Source organism: Kosakonia sp. WA-90 (assembly GCF_039871955.1).
Lineage (GTDB): Bacteria > Pseudomonadota > Gammaproteobacteria > Enterobacterales > Enterobacteriaceae > Kosakonia > Kosakonia oryzendophytica.
On the sequence record NZ_JBDPLJ010000001.1, the window covers coordinates 553,366 to 571,277 of the forward strand.

The window sequence follows — 17,912 nt, forward strand, 5'->3', positions numbered from 1 at the left end:
GTATGCATCGACAGTTGAGTGAGTTTGATCATGACGGCGGAAGGACACCTGCTTTTTTCCATTGCTTGCGCGGTGTTTGCCAAAAACGCCGAACTGACGCCCGTCCTCGCGCAAGGGGACTGGTGGCACATCGTACCCTCCGCTATTCTGACCTGCCTGCTGCCGGACATTGACCATCCTAAGTCTTTTCTCGGCCAGCGTCTGAAATGGATATCAAAACCCGTCGCGCGCATGTTTGGTCACCGGGGCTTTACCCATAGCCTGCTGGCTGTGTTTATCGCGCTGACGTTGTTCTACTTAAAGGTACCGGATAGCTGGATAGTTCCTGCGGATGCGCTACAGGGGATGGTGGTGGGCTATCTGAGTCATATTCTGGCGGATATGATCACCCCCGCCGGCGTCCCCCTTCTGTGGCCCTGCCGCTGGCGCTTTCGTTTGCCATTACTGGCCCCGCAAAAAGGTAACCAGCTTGAGCGTGTACTCTGTATGGCGCTGTTTACCTATGCCGTGTGGATGCCGCAGACCCTGCCCGAAAACGGTGCAGTGCGTTGGTCATCGCAGATGATTAATACACTGCAAAACCAGTTTAATCGCTTTATTCATCAGCAATCCGGCCATTAATCAGCCAGTAATTCCGCTTTTGGCATATACCATTCCATTTGGATATAAGAGCACCCCGGCACTTCTGCTAACCTTGCGCCACGGGATCAACCGCCAGGGTGATCCGAATAATGATATCAGGAGAACGGGGATGAACTTTCCATTAATCGCGAACATCGTGGTGTTCGTGGCACTGCTGTTTTTGCTGGCGCAGACTCGTCACAAACAGTGGAGTCTGGCAAAAAAAGTATTGATCGGTTTAGCGCTCGGCGTGGTCTTTGGGCTAGCGCTGCAAGCTGTTTACGGATCCGATAACCCGGTACTGAAGACATCAATCCAGTGGTTCAATATTGTTGGCAACGGCTATGTACAACTGCTGCAAATGATCGTCATGCCGCTGGTTTTCGCCTCCATTTTGAGTGCCGTCGCGCGTCTGCATAACGCCTCGCAACTGGGCAAAATCAGCTTCCTGACCATCGGCACCCTGCTGTTTACCACGCTGATTTCCGCGCTGGTAGGTGTGCTGGTGACCAATCTGTTTGGTTTAACGGCGGAAGGCCTGGTACAGGGCTCCGCGGAAACTGCGCGCCTCAATGCCATTCAGAGTAACTATGTGGGCAAACTGGCGGATCTGACCGTCCCACAATTGCTGCTCTCTTTCGTGCCGAAAAACCCGTTTGCCGACCTGACTGGCGCAAACCCCACGTCGATCATCAGCGTGGTGATTTTTGCTGCCTTCCTCGGCGTGGCCGCGCTTAAGTTGCTGAAAGACGATGCGCCGAAAGGCGAGCGAGTTCTGAGCGCCATTGACACCCTGCAAAGCTGGGTAATGAAACTGGTTCGTCTGGTCATGCAACTGACACCGTACGGTGTGCTGGCGCTGATGACCAAAGTGGTCGCAGGCTCTAACATTCAGGACATCATCAAACTGGGCAGTTTTGTTATCGCTTCCTATCTGGGGCTTGGCATTATGTTTGTGGTGCACGGCTTACTGCTCGGTGTCAACGGCGTCAGCCCGCTGAAATTCTTCCGCAAAGTGTGGCCGGTGCTCACCTTCGCCTTCACCAGCCGCTCCAGCGCCGCGTCGATTCCACTGAATGTCGAAGCGCAAACCCGTCGACTGGGCGTGCCGGAATCTATCGCCAGCTTCTCGGCTTCCTTTGGCGCCACCATCGGCCAGAACGGTTGTGCGGGCCTTTACCCGGCAATGCTGGCCGTCATGGTTGCACCGACGGTAGGCATTAACCCGCTTGATCCGGTATGGATTGCCACGCTTGTCGGGATTGTGACTGTTAGCTCAGCCGGTGTGGCAGGGGTTGGCGGCGGTGCAACATTTGCTGCGCTGATCGTGCTGCCGGCAATGGGTCTTCCGGTCACGCTGGTTGCACTGCTGATCTCGGTAGAACCCCTGATCGATATGGGACGCACCGCGCTCAACGTGAACGGCGCAATGACCGCAGGCACGCTCACCAGCCAGTGGTTAAAACAGACCGACAAAGCCGTACTGGACAGCGAAGACGACGCCGAACTGGCGCATCGCTGAGTCCGGATAACACAAAGGCGGGGAATCTCCCCGCCTCTCTCATCTCTATACCTTCACAGCCTGTTTTATTCCTGCGGTTCCGCACGTTTTCCGCCGTTACTCGTCGTCGATTTCCCCTTCCTGGCGCATCTGCATTGCCCAGCGCTGAGCGGATTCTGGCACGTTGAATACCGGCGAACGACGAAACGTCTCCCCCATCAACACAAACGCCACGTATTTGCCACGTAACAACCAAACATCACGATACCCCTCCACTTTCAGGGCATGCTCGGGAGGCGCCGGCTCGACGCGAGGTACGTAGCTGATAACTCGACGGTTTTGTTGACGAAAAGGTTTCATAGGCGATGCGTTCACTAAATACGAATTTCACAACCGGGAAAATCCTATGATAGCCGATTGTCGCCCTGTACGTCGCGCCTGGCGTGACTTTCTCTTATTTTTCGCAGGGTTCCCACCTGCCGCCTCGTACAGCCATTGCCAGGGGGGTGATCTATAGTTAGGGGTGTTTTGACGTAACCACGGCCATTTTTCAGCAATGAAAACAGGAGACGAGTTCAATGTCGCATAATGAGAAAGACCAGCATCCTCGCCAGTCCCCGGTTCACGATCCGCGTGAATCGAAACCTGGACTGGATTCCCTTGCCCCCGAAGACAATTCTCACCGCCCTTCCCCTGAACCCAGCGCCCCCGGCGAACAGCCCACCGCACCAGGTAGTCTGAAAGCCCCGGATACCGTCAATGAGAAACTCGACGCGCTGGATCCGTTTCGTAAGGGCGGTGAAAATTTTCCCCTGACCACCAATCAGGGCGTACGCATTGCCGACGATCAAAATTCACTGCGCGCCGGTACGCGCGGCCCTACGCTGCTGGAAGATTTTATCCTGCGCGAGAAAATCACCCACTTCGACCACGAACGCATTCCGGAACGGATAGTTCATGCCCGCGGTTCCGCCGCGCACGGCTATTTTCAGCCCTATCGCAGCCTGAGTGAGATAACAAAAGCAGATTTTCTCTCCAGCCCGGATAAAATCACCCCGGTCTTTGTCCGTTTCTCTACGGTGCAGGGCGGTGCTGGCTCTGCGGATACCGTGCGGGATATTCGCGGTTTCGCCACCAAGTTCTATACCGAAGAGGGTATCTTCGACCTGGTCGGTAACAATACGCCGGTGTTTTTTATTCAGGATGCGCATAAATTCCCCGACTTTGTGCATGCGGTGAAACCTGAACCCCACTGGGCTATCCCCCAGGGCCAAAGCGCGCACGACACCTTTTGGGATTATGTTTCGCTCCAGCCCGAAACACTGCATAACGTGATGTGGGCAATGTCCGATCGCGGTATTCCACGCAGTTACCGCACCATGGAAGGATTTGGCATTCACACCTTCCGCCTGGTGAATGCCGAAGGTAAAGGTACTTTCGTCCGTTTTCACTGGAAACCGCTGGCAGGCAAAGCCTCGCTGGTCTGGGATGAGTCGCAAAAATTGACCGGACGCGATCCCGATTTTCATCGCCGGGAACTCTGGGAAGCGATTGAAGCCGGGGATTACCCGGAATATGAGCTCGGGTTGCAGCTGATCCCCGAAGAAGATGAGTTTACGTTTGATTTTGATCTGTTAGATCCCACCAAACTGATCCCCGAGGAACTGGTACCGGTTCAACGTGTCGGGAAAATGGTGCTGAACCGTAATCCGGATAACTTCTTCGCCGAGAACGAACAGGCAGCGTTCCACCCTGGTCATATCGTGCCGGGTCTGGATTTCACCAACGATCCGCTATTGCAGGGGCGTCTGTTCTCCTATACCGACACGCAAATCAGCCGCCTTGGTGGGCCAAACTTCCACGAGATCCCGATTAACCGCCCCACCTGCCCTTACCATAATTTTCAGCGCGACGGCATGCATCGCATGGAGATCGACAGCAACCCGGCCAACTACGAGCCGAACTCGATCAATGACAATTGGCCGCGTGAAACGCCTCCCGGCCCGAAACGCGGCGGCTTTGAAACCTACCAGACCCGGGTGGAAGGTCAAAAGATCCGCGAACGCAGCCCGTCCTTTGGCGAGTATTACGCACATCCGCGCCTGTTCTGGCTGAGCCAGACACCGTTTGAACAACGCCATATTGTTGATGCTTTCAGCTTTGAGCTCAGTAAAGTGGCGCGCGGCTATATTCGCGAACGGGTGGTTGATCAACTGGCACATGTCGATGTCACGCTCGCACAGGCGGTGGCGGAAAACCTCGGTCTGACGCTAAGTGATGAACAGCGCAACATCGCGCCGCCAGCGGATGTCAACGGCATCAAAAAAGATCCGGCGTTAAGTCTGTATGCCGTCCCGGACGGGAAGGTAAAAGGCCGCGTGGTCGCCGTGCTGTTGCATGAAAATGTCAGTGCAGCGGATGTACTGACCATATTACAGGGACTGAGCGCACAGGGTGTCCATAGCAAGCTGCTCTTTTCACGGATGGGGAGCGTTACCGCCGATGATGGATCCGAACTGCCGGTTGCTGCGACCTTTGCGGGTTCACCGTCTCTTACGGTCGATGGGGTAATTGTGCCCGGTGGTAATGCGGAGGGGCTGTTGCAAAACGGCGATGCCAAATACTACCTGCTTGAAGCCTATAAGCACCTGAAAACCATCGCCCTGTTTGGCGATGCACGTCAGTTTAAACCTCTTCTGGGTGTGGATGCGCAAGGCGAAGAAGGGATCGTGGAAGCAGACAGTGCCTCGGCCATGCTGATGGATGATTTTCTCACCCTGCTGGCTACGCATCGCGTGTGGTCACGGATGCAAAAAATCGACAGCATTCCCGCGTAATGCGGTAGCAGAAAAAAACCGGCCATGCGGCCGGTTTTTCTTGCTCAGGCTGAAAAGAAAAAAGTTACTGCTTAGGTGCTTGCGGATCGGTGTCGTACTCGGCGCAGGTCTGATAACCGGAGTTCATGACGTGACCGGTCTCATCCAGTGCAACAAAGTAGGTTTCTGTTTTACCGTCACGTTGGCCCAGAATATAAGTCTGGCACGTACCACGTGCATGGATCATGGTCACTTCGGATGAAGGACGGCCAGCAACCTGCATGACCTGCTGGCGGCTCATGCCTTTTTTCACATCTTTCACCACTGGCTGGCTCACCTGATCTTTGGCGCGATCGTAGGCCGTACACCCTGCCAGCATCGTCAGTACCGCCGCTGCACCCAGAATTCCTGCGATGTTCTTGTTCATATTCCATCCTCTTGTTTATCCGCTTGTGTATCAGCGTGTTATCTAAGCCTGGAATATAAAATTGCATTTTTCAACTATACGACAGAGATGGCATAACTTTCGGAAAGTTCTAATAAAACGGAAATAAGCAACTAAAATGCCTTAAATTGCGACACTCAAATCTGTGATCCTTGTCGTTTTACCGGCAAAGGGTTACTTTGAGCCCATCATCTATTTGCAACCTGCAAAGCAGGATTACATAACGGAGGGGTAAATGACTCTGCAACAAGAGATTATTCAGGCGTTAGGCGTGAAACCCGCCATCAATGCCGAAGAAGAAGTTCGCCGCAGCGTAGACTTTCTGAAAAGCTATCTGAAGACCTATCCCTTTTTGAAATCGCTGGTGCTCGGCATCAGCGGCGGCCAGGATTCTACCCTGACAGGCAAAGTGTGCCAGATGGCGATTTCTGAGTTGCGTCAGGAAACCGGCGATGCCACCTATCAATTTATCGCTGTCCGTCTCCCCTACGGCACCCAGGCGGATGAACAGGATTGCCAGGACGCCATCGCGTTCATCCAACCGGATCGCGTGCTGACGGTTAACATTAAAAGCGCAGTGCTGGCCAGTGAACAGGCGCTGCGCGATGCCGGTATTGAGCTGAGCGATTTCGTGCGCGGCAATGAAAAAGCGCGCGAAAGAATGAAAGCGCAGTACAGCATTGCCGGGATGAGTAAAGGCGTGGTAGTCGGCACCGATCACGCAGCGGAAGCGGTCACCGGCTTTTTCACCAAATACGGCGATGGCGGCACCGATATCAACCCGATTTTCCGGCTGAACAAACGCCAGGGTAAACAGTTGCTCGCCTGGCTGGGCTGCCCGGAACATCTGTATAAAAAAGCCCCGACGGCTGATCTGGAAGACGATCGTCCGTCGCTGCCTGATGAAGCTGCACTGGGGGTGACCTACGAAAATATTGATGACTACCTGGAAGGGAAAACGTTGGATGCCGCCACGGCGCATATTATCGAAGGCTGGTATCTGAAAACTGAGCACAAGCGTCGCCCGCCGATCACGGTATTCGACGACTTCTGGAAAAAACAATAATTCTTCAGGGCGGCGCAGGCCGCCTCTTTTTTAACCGGACCGCGCCTGCTATACTGGATAAGTAAACAGTATCAGGAGTCAGTGGTGGTCAGGCGTCTTTCCGGCCCGCGTCCCGAGTTCGACGCTGCGGCAATCTATGAATATCCCGAACATCTGCGCCCGTCGCTTGAGGCTATGCCCAGGCTGCCCGGCGTCTATATTTTCCACGGTGAAAGCGACGCCATGCCGCTCTATATCGGTAAAAGCGTAAATATCCGCAGCCGTGTCCTTTCCCATTTGCGAACCCCGGATGAAGCAGCCATGCTGCGCCAGTCGCGACGTATTACCTGGATTTGCACTGCCGGAGAGATGGGCGCGTTGTTGCTGGAAGCCCGGCTGATTAAAGAGCAGCAGCCGCTATTCAATAAGCGTCTGCGGCGCAACCGCCAACTCTGCTCGCTGCGGTTGAGCGGCGAGAAGCCGCAGGTGGTGTATGCAAAAGAAGTGGATTTTTCGACCTCCCCGGACCTGTACGGCTTGTTCGCTAACCGCCGGGCGGCGTTGCAGGCGTTACAGTCGATCGCGGACGAAGAGAAGCTCTGTTATGGCCTGCTCGGATTGGAGTCGCTGACACGTGGTCGTCCCTGTTTTCGCGCCGCGCTGCACCGCTGTGCAGGTGCCTGCTGCGGCAGAGAGACACCCCAGGCGCACCAGATGCGTTTCACTGCCGCAATGGCGCGTTTGCAACTGGTGTGCTGGCCGTGGCAAGGCCCTGTCGGACTCAAAGAACAAGGTGAGGCGATGACGCAATATCACATCATCCATAACTGGCTGTGGTTGGGGTCGGTCACTAACCTGAACGATGCCGGGGCGCTGTTGCGTACTCCGGCAGGATTCGATCATGACGGCTACAAAATTCTCTGTAAGCCGCTGATGGGTGGCGAGTATGAGATAACCGAACTGGCCTTAATGACCCGGTAGCCAGGCGATCTCACTGAACAATAACTGCCCTTCAGGTTTGAGCAGACGCAGAGTATGCCGCCCTTCCTGCCAGTACGCTCCCTGATCGGTCGTCAGTAGCTTATCGCCCAGTTGCCATGCGCCACTGAGGACAAAAACCACGCCACCACGCTCGCCAAGGGTCGTAAAGGTGCGATCGGCAATGCGCACTTTCGCACGACAGCGATCGCGGCGGGTGAGGATATTAAAATCCATCGACATCTGGCCGTCTGACAGCTCCGCTTTTACCGGTTGCTCACCGGCAAACGTAAAAGGCTGGTGCCGTTTGAGGGTATGGTAAAAAGCACTGCCGCCATCCAGGGTGACTTCCCCGCCTTCAATCAGCGTGATCACGCGATCAACCCCGGGAAATTGCGAGAATTCGCCGTTACTGGCAAGCGATGCAATACTTGCACGCCAGCTAAAATCCCGCGTTGCCGGTGGAAAGCAACAAATTTCACGGGTTTCGCCCGCACCGTTACGCCAAAGGTTTACCGGCATTTTGCGGATATCAAAGTATTCCATCATCCCTCCTGAATGGCGCAGTATCTCGCCGGTGCCGCTGCTTCTGTGGGCAGCGTGCATACTTGTTATCGTTTAAATTGACATGCCCGGGTTATCGGCAGTTTCAATGATTTGCCTTAGGCCACTGGATAACCAGACATGTAAAAAAGTATAAATCCCAGATAAGTGACACCGCCAACGAAGGGGAGCCTGATGAGGATACCGCGCCGGTGGCGGCTGGCAAGAGGGAATGTAAGAAAAACCACCGGCGCTGCCCACCACGCAAAACGTTGGATGGGCAAAACCGGCGGTCTTAAGAGGGGGCTGAATTATTCAGCGGATTCAGGAGGCATTTTACCTTCCGGTGCCGGACGTTCTGTCAGACGCTTCTCAAAATTCGCATTGAACTGCTTTTTCTGCTCCGGGGTCAGAATATTGTAAATCTTGTTCTGCGTTTCCATATGCGCCAGCATACGTGCTTTATGCTGTTCTTCCATTTTGGCGATTTGCGCTTCCGCTTTCGCTTTATCGAAGCTGTCGCTGGCAATAATCTCATGCATTGCACGCATCTCTTCCACCGGCGGACGTTTCATTGCGTCACGCTGGCTTTTCATAATGTCGCGGATCTGCTGTTTCTGCGCATCGGTCAAATTCAGATCGCTGAACATCATTTCGTGCGGCCCCTTCATTCCCTTGTGATGCATCATCGGTCTGCCGTCTGCAGGCGCTGTCGTGGTGTCAGCAGCGTATGCCAGGTTAGCGGCACCGAAAGCCAGGGTAGAGGCAACAAACAGGGCGGTTAATTTACGCATAATTTTATTCCTTACTTCGGTTTTACTTACGGCGGTTGCCGTGTTGACGCTAATCACTTTACCGTGTTTATCGTCAATTAATCAGAGGGACGGTAAAACAATGAAAGTGTAAAGACCGTTTTTACGTCAAATAAGGAGGAAATAAGGATAAACCGTGGAGAGTTGAGAATTAAATATTCAACACACTGATTCAGAAGTAATTATGAAGAATTATAAATCAGGCTCACTTATAAATAAAGCCGTCAACCAGGATAAATCCGCAATTTATTCATAATGGTGATAAAAATAAGCCCCGCAATGGCAGGGCTGAATAATTACTCTATTTTTTCCAGCATTAATCCTGCCCGTAAACCAATAGCCACATTCGGATTGGGAAACAGGACATACTCCTGTTGATGCTGCACCACATAACGTTCCCCGCGATCTTCCGCCAGCAAGGTGCCGGCCTCAAAAGGGGTAAAGTTCAGCGTTTCCGGCGACATATACAGTTTGAATGCTTCACTGTGGCGGGTCAGTTGCTGTACCACCCGGTAGCGCAACGGTGGGCTTTCAGTATCCGGCGCGGGCTCCCCGGCTAATAAGGCCGCCAGCGCCCAGGCTGTTCGTTGGAACTGGCTTAAGTCATTCTCCCCAAACGGCAGTGCCTTACCCAGCTCAAGCGTGCAAGCCAGCGCGTCAAATGTCTCGCAACTGTAATGGGTAAAGGTCCCCCCAGGCGACTGATGAAACACCAGCGCCTCCATGCCCGCGCCGCCGAGCCACTCAAGAAAGAGTTCATCCCAGGGTTCCGTTCTCACCGGAAGCACCCCAAAACGTATATGGTGCGAACCGCGAATGGCGGTATGTAAATCCAGATGCCAGCGCACCCCGTCGCCGTCGGCGAAGAAGTGCGTCAGCGCCCGCTCAAGCTGCGCTGCGCGCATCGTTTCATCACTGGGAGGAATGGATTGCCAGCGTCCGCCAAACAGGCGGTTAAGATCATTTTTCAGGTAGCGTTTACCCTGTGCCAGCGCCTGCGGATTACCAAGCACCACCAGCAACCGCCAGGTCAGCGGCTGCGTACCGGCAAACAGGTTCTTTAGCAAAATATCCAGCATCTCCACCGGCGCAGTTTCATTGCCGTGAATGGCGCACGAGATCACCAGCGAGCGCCCGCAAGGCTGCGGCGGCACCAGTTCCAGGATCCCTTGCTCATGCCACAGCCAGTGAATACCGCCTGACTCCCCTGACATTTTGCGCGGGATGTCGCCCGATAAGGTTGCGGCAAGAAAGTTATCCATACGGCCTCCTGTTAACGCTGGAATGGATAAACGGACCCCAAATGCAACAACTGCGTCAGCCGATCCAGCGCTTCGCGCCCTTCACGCAATAGCTGCGGATCCGCTAAATCAGCCTGAGTCAGACGATCGCGATAATAGCGATCGACCCAATTATTGAGAGTAGTAAACAGCGTGTCATTCATCATTACCGCCGGGTTAACCGCCCGCTGCTCAGCGTCGGTCAGCACCACGCGCAGGCGTAAACACGCCGGCCCTCCACCGTTAGCCATACTTTCCCGCAGATCGAAGACCTGCAACTCACTCACCGGGTTATCCTGCGCCAGCAGTGCATTCAGATAACGCCAAACGCCCGCGTGTGTCTGCGACTCCTGTGGCAATACCAGCATCATGCTGCCATCGTCACGACTCAGTAGCTGACTGTTAAACAGATACGTTGCTACCGCATCCGCCACCGACACCTCGCTGTCTGGTACCTGAATGGCCATGAATCCCGGCACCCGCGCCTGCAATTCCGCCAGCAAACGCGGCTGGTCGACAAACGCGTGTTCGTGACAGAACAGAACCTGTCGGTTCGATACCGCAATCACATCGTTATGAAACACCCCCTCATCGATGACGTCCGGGTTTTGCCGGGCGAACAGCACCTGCTGTGGCCTGACCTGATTGAGACGTGCGATTGCCTGGCTGGCTTCCCGTGTCTGGCGTGCCGGATAGCGTGCAGGCGCCGTGTGCGCACTCTCTTCCCGACCATAGACAAAGAGCTGCACGCCCGGCTCGCCATAATCACCACCAAAACGGTTATGGTTTGCCGCGCCTTCGTCACCGAACATCGCCACCTGTGGCAACGCCGGATGCACAGCAAAATGCGTATCATCACGAAAGATTGCCCGTAGCAAGGCTTCGGTCGTGGGCGCTTCGATGGAACGGTGGAATTTATTGTTCAGACTGGCGACCGTCAGATGCACTTTCCCATCAAGAGAATCCGCGGACGGGCAAATCGTTGCCGCATTCGCCACCCACATCGCGGATGCGGAGCTGGCGGCGGACAACAGATGCGGCGCCTGCCGGGCCGCTTTCGCCAGCACCTGCTCATCGCTGCCGCTAAAGCCCAACTGGCGCAACACCGGCAGGCAAGGACGCTCATGCGGTGGGATCACCCCCTGCTGAAAGCCCGCATCCGCCAGCGCTTTCATTTTCAACAACCCCTGTTTTGCCGCCAGCCGCGGGTTTGATTGCTGAAAACGGTGTTTGGTCGAGGCTTCGTTGCCAAACGACAGCCCCGCATAGTGGTGCGTTAAACCGACCAGACCGTCAAAATTCACCTCACGCGCTTTCATGGCTGCTCCTCGCGGGAAAAATCCAGACCGGGACTGAGCGTCTGCGGCAGCGTTAAATCCGCCGTTTCAAGGCTTGCCATCGGCCAGGCGCAGTAATCTGCGGCGTACCAGGCGCTGGCACGGTGATTACCGGATGCGCCAACGCCGCCAAATGGCGCGGTACTGGCTGCGCCCGTCAGCGGTTTATTCCAGTTAACGATCCCGGCGCGCGCTTCCAGCAAAAGCTGGTCGAATTTTTCCCGGTCGGGGGAGATCAACCCACAGGCCAGGCCATAGCGGGTGTCGTTCGCCAGCGCAATCGCGTCCGGATAGGCATCGTAGCGCCACACACACAACAACGGACCAAAGACCTCCTCATCCGGTACCTGCTCCACACCGGTCATATCAATAATCCCCGGCGTCAGCAGAGAGGTGTCTTCAACAAGTATGCGCGGCGCAAGTAAGGTTTTCCCTCCGCGTGCTTCATGCGCTTGCCAGGCCTGATAAACATGCTGCGCCGCCTGTTGCGAAATCAGTCCACCCAGAAACGGTTGAGGTTCCGCGTTCCAGGCTTGCGGGATCAGGCGCGCACTCACCGCGACCAGACGTTCAAGGAAAGCATCCCCCGCCGCCGACCGCTTAACCAACAGACGACGGGCACAGGTACAGCGCTGCCCGGCGGTGATAAAGGCCGACTGGATCGCCAGGTGCACGGCAGCATCAATATCGTCGGGATCTTCCACAATCAGCGGGTTATTGCCGCCCATCTCCAGCGCGAGGATCTTCTCCGGTTGCCCGGCAAGCTGGCGGTGCAACTGGTAACCGGTATGCGCACTGCCGGTAAACAGCAAACCGTCCAGCCCCGGTAAGGCGCTCAGCGCTTGTCCGGTTTCACGCCCCCCCTGTAGCAGGTTGAGTACCCCGGCGGGTAACCCCGCTTGTTCCCATAATTTCACCACCGCCTCGCCGCTCCATGGCGTCAGCTCACTGGGTTTAAACAGCAGCGTGTTCCCCGCCAGCAAAGCCGGAATAATATGGCCATTCGGCAAATGCCCCGGAAAGTTATAGGGGCCAAATACCGCCAGTACGCCGTGCGGGCGGTGACGAAGCGTGGCCGTGCCATCGGCCATTTCTGTATGCTGTTCTCCGGTGCGAGTGTGGTAAGCCTTCACCGAAATCGCGGCTTTATTGAGCATCGCGGTGACTTCCGTTAACGCTTCCCAGCGCGGTTTCCCCGTTTCACGGGCGATGATCTCCGCCAGCGCCTGTTTGTTGGTCTCCAACAGCGAGGCAAATGTTTCCACTATCGCTTGCCGCGCGCTGAAGGGCTGCCGTGCCCACTGTGGAAATGCCGCTCGCGCTGCCTGATACGCTTGTTCAACCTGCGCGGCATCGGCATCAAAACCGTGCCACAGTGCTTCGTGACTCACCGGATTGGTCTTCACGCGGCGCTCGCCCTGACCGGTTACCCAGTCGCCATTAATCCAGTTACTCATTTTGTTTTCTCCTCGGCGCAAAGGCGGACCAGTCGTACGGTATCACCCGGCTGGCATTTCAACGCGTCCAGCTCTGCGGGTGTGAGCAACAACCGCTCTGTGGCGGGGTCAGCGTTAATAAGCATGGCGCGGAATTGCTGGTATTGCTCATTGGCAACAATACAGGCAGGCCATTCGCCTGGCGCCCGTTGCCCCTCGCCGGTTTCCACCAGCCGGCTTTTGCGGATCGCCCGCACGCGGTCGATATCGCACTCAAGCGTAGGCCCACCGTCGAAAATGTCGACGTAATTGCGGTAGCGGAAACCCTCTTTCTCCAGCACGGCCCGGGCAGGCGCGGTTTGCGGATGCACCTCGCCAATCACCGCCTGCGCTTCGTCGCTGAGAAAATGGGTATAGATGGGATGCTTGGGCATCAGCTCAGCGATAAATGCCTTTTGCCCGGTGCCGCACAGATAATCCGCCCGACTGAATGCCATTGAAAAAAAGCGTTTGCCCAGGCTTTCCCAGAACGGAGAGTAGCCATGTTCGTCAATCACCCCACGCATTTCGGCCACCACTTTTTCATTAAAGCAGTCGCGAAACGCCGCCATAAACAGAAAGCGGGACTTCGACAGCAAATAGCCATTCCCCTCTTTACGCCAGGCGGGATCGAGAAATAGCGTGCAGAGTTCACTGCTGCCGGTGTGGTCATTACTGAGAAACAGCGTAGGCAGCGCGTTATAGACGTTCAGCTCTTTCGACGCATGTACCTGCGTACCCACCCGGTAGTTATACCAGGGATCGTTGAGGCCAACGGCGACTTCGATGGCGCAAATCCCCGCCACGTCTCCGCTTTGGGTATCTTCCAGCACAAACACATAACCCTGCTCGCTTTTTGGCAACTCGCCGGCCCAGGTCTGACGAGAGCGCTCAATGCGCGCGGACAAGGTGGCTTCATCCACCGGTAATGAGGTTAATCCGCCACCGGTTTTCCCGGCGAGGGACATTAACGCAGGTAAATCGCCGCTGGCGACAGGACGGATCACCATCATGATGAGGACCCCGCAATGAATTTTTCGCAGGCGCGGGCAAAACGTGCAAGCCCGGTGCGGATCTCTTCTTCGCTGATATTCAACGCAGGCGCAAAACGCACCACATTCGCCCCGGCAATCAGCACCATTGCCCCTTCGGTTGCTGCCAGTTGCGCAATCTGTTTCGCACTACCGGTATGCTCTGTAGCCAGCTGACAGCCGATCAACAATCCCAACCCACGGATCTCACTAAACAGGTGATAGCGGTTATTCAATGCGGTCAGTTGTTCCGTCAGCCACTGATGGCGCTGCTTAACCCCATCAAGGGTTTCACGGGTATTGACGATATCCAGTACCGCGCCCGCCACAGCCCCTGCCAGGGGGTTACCCCCATAAGTCGTGCCATGCGTGCCTACATTCATCACGTGGCCAAACGTCTCCGTGGTGAGCATAGCGCCAATCGGGAAACCGCCTCCCAGCGCCTTGGCCGTGGTGAGGACATCCGGCGTGACGCCATAGTGCATATAGGCGTACAGCTCGCCGGTACGGCCAACGCCGGTTTGTACTTCGTCAAAGATCAACAGGGCATGATGACGGTCACACAGTTCACGCAGCCCCTGTAAAAACGCCGTCGTGGCCGGTAAGACACCGCCCTCGCCCTGTATCGGCTCCACAATCACGGCGCAGGTATCGTCATTGATCAGTTCGCGGGCGGAAGCTAAATCGTTGTAGACCGCATGACGGATCTCCGGTGGCAGCGGCGCAAAATCCTGCGAATAGGCAGGCTGCCCCCCGGCACTAACGGTAAACAGCGTGCGACCATGGAACGCGTTTTTGAAGGCCACAATACCGCTCTTCTGAGGACCTGCGGTGTCGTGCGCATATTTTCGTGCCAGCTTCAGCGCCGCTTCATTGGCTTCTGCGCCGGAGTTACAAAAGAAGGCACGATCGGCAAACGTCGCATCGAGCAACCGCTTCGCCAGTTTCAGCACCGGCTCATTGGTGTAGCCGTTGCCCGTATGCCAGAATTTCGCCGCTTGCTCGCTCAGCGCCTTGCAAAGCATCGGGTGCGCATGGCCCAGTGCATTGACCGCAATGCCGCCAGCGAAGTCGATATACTCTTTCCCCTGCTGATCCCATAAGCGTGAACCTTCTCCACGGACCGGGATAAAAGGCGCTGGCGCGTAGACGGGCAACATCCATTGATCAAAATTTTCACGCGTAATAGATATAGACATAGCGACCTCATCCGGTAAATGAATAGTTGATTAAATGTTAATAAATATGAACTCTTTCGCTGTAAATGTAGATTGCACAGTTCGTGCCAGCTAGCTCTAAAAGTGCATAAACGGAGTTCAACGACACTATTTCAATGACTTATAGCCTGTCGATATTCATTTTATTTGCATAAAAAGTGAATAAATTGCCAGCAGGTAGTGATGGCAGGCGGGATAAGGCGAGAGTTTATGCAATAAGAATAATTAATACTGGAACTGTGATCATCAGCGAAATTAATTTTCATCGACTGCCCTGTTTTAGCGCAACCTGCCCATAAACAGGGCGTCTGGCGTGTTTTTTGTACAAAGACGTGGATGAATCAGGGAGTGTGCCAATAAGTGGCAGTTGCGAAACATAAACTCTGCTAACATCTTTGCATCTTTCACTCTGCTAAGTGGCTGCGACTATGAAATTCGTCTCTTTTAATATCAATGGCCTGCGCGCCCGACCTCACCAACTTGAAGCGCTTGTGGAACAGCATCAACCGGATGTTATCGGACTGCAGGAAACAAAAGTGCACGACGATATGTTTCCTCTCGAAGAGGTGGCGCGCCTTGGATACAACGTTTTTTACCACGGGCAGAAAGGCCACTATGGGGTCGCACTCCTGACCAAGGAGACCCCGGTTTCTGTACGTCGTGGTTTTCCGAACGACGGTGAAGAAGCCCAACGTCGCATTATTATGGCGGAGCTACCCTCGCCACTCGGCAATATCACCGTGATCAACGGCTACTTCCCGCAGGGCGAAAGCCGCGACCATCCACTGAAATTTCCGGCAAAAGAGAAGTTTTACCAGGATCTGCAACAGTTCCTTGAAACCGAGCTGAAAAAAGAGAACCCGGTTTTAATCATGGGCGACATGAACATCAGTCCGACAGATCTGGACATTGGCATTGGTGAAGAGAACCGTAAACGCTGGCTACGCACCGGAAAATGCTCATTCCTGCCGGAAGAGCGTGAATGGATGGATCGCCTGAAAGGCTGGGGACTGGTGGATACCTTCCGTGAAGCTCACCCGGACACGCAGGATCGCTTCTCGTGGTTTGATTACCGCTCCAAAGGCTTTGATGACAACCGCGGCTTACGCATCGATTTGCTGCTGGCAAGCCAGCCGCTGGCGGAACGTTGCATCGAAACCGGAATCGACTACGACATCCGCAGCATGGAAAAACCCTCTGACCATGCACCGGTGTGGGCCAAATTTAAGGTCTGATCCGAATGTCACCACCGCGCCCACTCTCCCTGTGGGTCACGACACAGTGGCTGGATGATGTTCTCCGCCAGCACCAGACGCCCGCCAGCCTCGTCGGAGAATGGCGGTTGCTGGAAGTGGGCTGTGACCACGGAGCGGCATATCGCACCGGGCATATTGCCGGTGCAGGCTATATCGACACCCATGAAGTGGAAAGTCTGCCGTTGTGGAACGTGGTGCCGCCAGTTACCCTGCGGGCGGTGTTAGCACGACACGGACTGCGTTTTGATACGCAGGTGATTCTATATGGCCGCCAGAATTACGCGGCTGAGCGACTGGCGCATATTTTATTGTATGCCGGGGTACAAAACGTGCGCCTGCTGGATGGCGGCTGGCAATGCTGGCAACAGGCCGGGTTGGCGCAGATGGCTGGGCCATCTCCAAGGGTGATGCCACAGGATTTTGGTGCACCTCTTCCCGCGCAACCACAGTTGCTGCGTAATCTGGCGCAAACCCTCGCGTTGCGCCAACGTGGCGAGATCGTGCTGGTGAGCGTGCGCAGTTGGGCAGAGTTCAGCGGTGCGGTAAGCGGCTATGACTATATCGCCACTGCGGGTGATATTCCGGGCGCTCGCTGGGGACATGCAGAAGGTACAAGCCAGTATATCTGCGCCTATCACAACCCGGATGGCACCCTGCGCCCAGCGCAGGAGATCGCCGCATTGTGGGCAAAAGAGGCGATCTCCTCAGCACAGAGCGTGGTGTTTTATTGCGGCACCGGCTGGCGCGCCTCGCTTGCGTTTCTGGTTGCATGGTCACTTGGGTGGCAGGATATCGCCGTGTATGACGGTGGTTGGTTTGAGTGGAGTCAGCAGTATTACCGGGAATAATCTGGCAATGACAACAGTAAAAGCGCTTGATGTCGTGGCGGCGATCATTGAGCGCGATGGCAAAATCTTGCTTGCACAACGCCCCGCGCATGCGGATCAGGCCGGGTTATGGGAATTTGCCGGTGGGAAAGTGGAACCCGGCGAAAGCCAGCCGCAGGCGCTTGTGCGCGAACTGCGTGAAGAGCTGGGTATTGAGGCAGAACCGGCGAGCTATGTCGCCAGCCACCAGCGGGAAGTCTCCGGGCGCCTTATTACGCTGCACGCCTGGCATGTGGTGACTTTCAGCGGTGAACCTGTGCGGCATTACCACCGTGCGTTGATATGGTGTACGCCCGCCGAAGCCCTGCAACACGAACTGGCTCCGGCGGACCTCCCTTTACTGGACGCCTTTATGGCTTCACGCGCCGCCAGACCAGCGGATTAGTGGAGAGGGCTTTCTCATCACGCTGGCATTGCAGCAGCACGCCTTCCGTCTTGATCACCGCCCCTTCCGTATAGTTTTGATTGCCATACACGCAACACTGAAGACAAGGCTGCGTTGTTTGCGTCTGCCCGCCGGAACTGAATACTTCCGGGGGGATATTCACTTCAACGCCGGGCGACGGTAAGCGCTCAGCCAGCACACTACCGGATGCGGCAACCAGTACCACCGCAGCGATCCACCTGAAACGGGTCATAACCTGTCCTTTCTGATTAACTCCACGTAG

18 protein-coding genes are annotated in these 17,912 nt (G+C 55.4%); 8 read left to right on the forward strand and 10 right to left on the reverse strand.

The features are described 5' to 3' along the window. Positions 1-30 precede the first annotated feature (30 nt). Together ABGA49_RS02465 and ABGA49_RS02470 are read left to right on the forward strand one after the other, a co-directional pair. A complete protein-coding gene (locus tag ABGA49_RS02465) occupies positions 31-621 on the forward strand; it encodes a metal-dependent hydrolase (RefSeq protein WP_061495064.1) in 591 nt (196 codons plus the stop codon). 130 nt (positions 622-751) lie between these two features. Continuing rightward, entirely contained in the window at positions 752-2,143 is a 1,392-nt protein-coding gene (locus tag ABGA49_RS02470; protein WP_061495062.1) for an L-cystine transporter, read from the forward strand. A 96-nt stretch (positions 2,144-2,239) separates the two neighbouring features. Here ABGA49_RS02470 and cedA read toward each other — a convergent pair whose 3' ends face one another. Continuing rightward, a complete protein-coding gene (cedA, locus tag ABGA49_RS02475) occupies positions 2,240-2,497 on the reverse strand; it encodes a cell division activator CedA (protein ID WP_276326311.1) in 258 nt (85 codons plus the stop codon). Positions 2,498-2,700: 203 nt separating this feature from the next. Between cedA and katE the strand changes: the two genes are divergently transcribed. Further along, complete coding sequence (katE, locus tag ABGA49_RS02480) at positions 2,701-4,959, forward strand: catalase HPII (RefSeq protein ID WP_088236910.1); 2,259 nt, start codon at positions 2,701-2,703, stop codon at positions 4,957-4,959. Between the two features lie 64 nt (positions 4,960-5,023). On the opposite strand, the gene osmE is transcribed toward katE, so the two are convergent. Continuing rightward, on the reverse strand, positions 5,024-5,365 hold the full coding sequence (gene osmE, locus ABGA49_RS02485) for an osmotically-inducible lipoprotein OsmE (RefSeq protein WP_061495056.1): 342 nt from the start codon (positions 5,363-5,365) through the stop codon (positions 5,024-5,026). Positions 5,366-5,618: 253 nt separating this feature from the next. Here osmE and nadE point away from each other — a divergent pair, with 253 nt between their 5' ends. Together nadE and cho are read left to right on the forward strand one after the other, a co-directional pair. Continuing rightward, a complete protein-coding gene (nadE, locus tag ABGA49_RS02490) occupies positions 5,619-6,449 on the forward strand; it encodes an ammonia-dependent NAD(+) synthetase (RefSeq protein WP_061495054.1) in 831 nt (276 codons plus the stop codon). Positions 6,450-6,533: 84 nt separating this feature from the next. Continuing rightward, positions 6,534-7,409: an excinuclease Cho gene (gene cho, locus ABGA49_RS02495; RefSeq protein ID WP_061495052.1), complete on the forward strand. Its 876-nt coding sequence runs from the start codon at positions 6,534-6,536 to the stop codon at positions 7,407-7,409. On the opposite strand, the gene ves is transcribed toward cho, so the two are convergent. The 7 genes from ves to ABGA49_RS02530 form a co-directional block, all read right to left on the reverse strand. Continuing rightward, positions 7,395-7,952, reverse strand: coding sequence for an environmental stress-induced protein Ves (gene ves / locus ABGA49_RS02500; RefSeq protein ID WP_347665132.1), 558 nt, complete (start codon positions 7,950-7,952; stop codon positions 7,395-7,397). The two genes, cho and ves, sit on opposite strands and share 15 nt — an antisense overlap. A gap of 308 nt (positions 7,953-8,260) precedes the next feature. Then, positions 8,261-8,743, reverse strand: a complete 483-nt coding sequence (spy, locus tag ABGA49_RS02505; protein ID WP_061495049.1) for an ATP-independent periplasmic protein-refolding chaperone Spy — start codon at positions 8,741-8,743, stop codon at positions 8,261-8,263. Positions 8,744-9,057: 314 nt separating this feature from the next. After that, a complete protein-coding gene (gene astE / locus ABGA49_RS02510; RefSeq protein WP_347665085.1) occupies positions 9,058-10,023 on the reverse strand; it encodes a succinylglutamate desuccinylase in 966 nt (321 codons plus the stop codon). Between the two features lie 11 nt (positions 10,024-10,034). Next, on the reverse strand, positions 10,035-11,360 hold the full coding sequence (gene astB / locus ABGA49_RS02515; RefSeq protein WP_061495045.1) for an N-succinylarginine dihydrolase: 1,326 nt from the start codon (positions 11,358-11,360) through the stop codon (positions 10,035-10,037). Next, on the reverse strand, positions 11,357-12,835 hold the full coding sequence (gene astD / locus ABGA49_RS02520) for a succinylglutamate-semialdehyde dehydrogenase (RefSeq protein WP_347665086.1): 1,479 nt from the start codon (positions 12,833-12,835) through the stop codon (positions 11,357-11,359). The genes astB and astD overlap by 4 nt, the downstream gene beginning before the upstream one ends. Next, entirely contained in the window at positions 12,832-13,866 is a 1,035-nt protein-coding gene (astA, locus tag ABGA49_RS02525; RefSeq protein WP_347665087.1) for an arginine N-succinyltransferase, read from the reverse strand. Before astA ends, astD begins: the two co-directional genes overlap by 4 nt. Continuing rightward, positions 13,863-15,083, reverse strand: a complete 1,221-nt coding sequence (locus ABGA49_RS02530; protein ID WP_088236912.1) for an aspartate aminotransferase family protein — start codon at positions 15,081-15,083, stop codon at positions 13,863-13,865. The genes astA and ABGA49_RS02530 overlap by 4 nt, the downstream gene beginning before the upstream one ends. A 446-nt stretch (positions 15,084-15,529) precedes the next feature. Between ABGA49_RS02530 and xthA the strand changes: the two genes are divergently transcribed. From xthA to ABGA49_RS02545, 3 genes are read left to right on the forward strand one after another with little or no spacing between them, the layout of a single operon-like run. After that, positions 15,530-16,336, forward strand: a complete 807-nt coding sequence (gene xthA, locus ABGA49_RS02535; protein ID WP_061495040.1) for an exodeoxyribonuclease III — start codon at positions 15,530-15,532, stop codon at positions 16,334-16,336. Positions 16,337-16,341: 5 nt separating this feature from the next. Continuing rightward, positions 16,342-17,205 (forward strand): rhodanese-like domain-containing protein, encoded by an 864-nt coding sequence (locus tag ABGA49_RS02540; RefSeq protein ID WP_088236913.1) that lies wholly within the window; start codon positions 16,342-16,344, stop codon positions 17,203-17,205. Positions 17,206-17,212: 7 nt separating this feature from the next. Next, on the forward strand, positions 17,213-17,629 hold the full coding sequence (locus ABGA49_RS02545) for a pyrimidine (deoxy)nucleoside triphosphate diphosphatase (protein WP_061495038.1): 417 nt from the start codon (positions 17,213-17,215) through the stop codon (positions 17,627-17,629). Here ABGA49_RS02545 and ABGA49_RS02550 read toward each other — a convergent pair. Next, positions 17,595-17,882 (reverse strand): DUF1496 domain-containing protein, encoded by a 288-nt coding sequence (locus tag ABGA49_RS02550; RefSeq protein WP_061495037.1) that lies wholly within the window; start codon positions 17,880-17,882, stop codon positions 17,595-17,597. The two genes, ABGA49_RS02545 and ABGA49_RS02550, sit on opposite strands and share 35 nt — an antisense overlap. Positions 17,883-17,912 lie beyond the last annotated feature (30 nt).

Bases quoted from the DNA above. Each gene is read 5' to 3' on its own strand.
- ABGA49_RS02470 (WP_061495062.1), top strand. From the start codon at position 752: ATGAACTTTCCATTAATCGCGAACATCGTGGTGTTCGTGGCACTGCTG.
- ABGA49_RS02545 (WP_061495038.1), top strand. From the start codon at position 17,213: ATGACAACAGTAAAAGCGCTTGATGTCGTGGCGGCGATCATTGAGCGC.
- astE (WP_347665085.1), bottom strand. From the start codon at position 10,023: ATGGATAACTTTCTTGCCGCAACCTTATCGGGCGACATCCCGCGCAAA.
- xthA (WP_061495040.1), top strand. From the start codon at position 15,530: ATGAAATTCGTCTCTTTTAATATCAATGGCCTGCGCGCCCGACCTCAC.
- ABGA49_RS02530 (WP_088236912.1), bottom strand. From the start codon at position 15,083: ATGTCTATATCTATTACGCGTGAAAATTTTGATCAATGGATGTTGCCC.
- astB (WP_061495045.1), bottom strand. From the start codon at position 11,360: ATGAAAGCGCGTGAGGTGAATTTTGACGGTCTGGTCGGTTTAACGCAC.
- ves (WP_347665132.1), bottom strand. From the start codon at position 7,952: ATGGAATACTTTGATATCCGCAAAATGCCGGTAAACCTTTGGCGTAAC.
- astD (WP_347665086.1), bottom strand. From the start codon at position 12,835: ATGAGTAACTGGATTAATGGCGACTGGGTAACCGGTCAGGGCGAGCGC.
- katE (WP_088236910.1), top strand. From the start codon at position 2,701: ATGTCGCATAATGAGAAAGACCAGCATCCTCGCCAGTCCCCGGTTCAC.
- astA (WP_347665087.1), bottom strand. From the start codon at position 13,866: ATGATGGTGATCCGTCCTGTCGCCAGCGGCGATTTACCTGCGTTAATG.
- ABGA49_RS02465 (WP_061495064.1), top strand. From the start codon at position 31: ATGACGGCGGAAGGACACCTGCTTTTTTCCATTGCTTGCGCGGTGTTT.
- osmE (WP_061495056.1), bottom strand. From the start codon at position 5,365: ATGAACAAGAACATCGCAGGAATTCTGGGTGCAGCGGCGGTACTGACG.
- nadE (WP_061495054.1), top strand. From the start codon at position 5,619: ATGACTCTGCAACAAGAGATTATTCAGGCGTTAGGCGTGAAACCCGCC.
- spy (WP_061495049.1), bottom strand. From the start codon at position 8,743: ATGCGTAAATTAACCGCCCTGTTTGTTGCCTCTACCCTGGCTTTCGGT.
- ABGA49_RS02550 (WP_061495037.1), bottom strand. From the start codon at position 17,882: ATGACCCGTTTCAGGTGGATCGCTGCGGTGGTACTGGTTGCCGCATCC.
- ABGA49_RS02540 (WP_088236913.1), top strand. From the start codon at position 16,342: ATGTCACCACCGCGCCCACTCTCCCTGTGGGTCACGACACAGTGGCTG.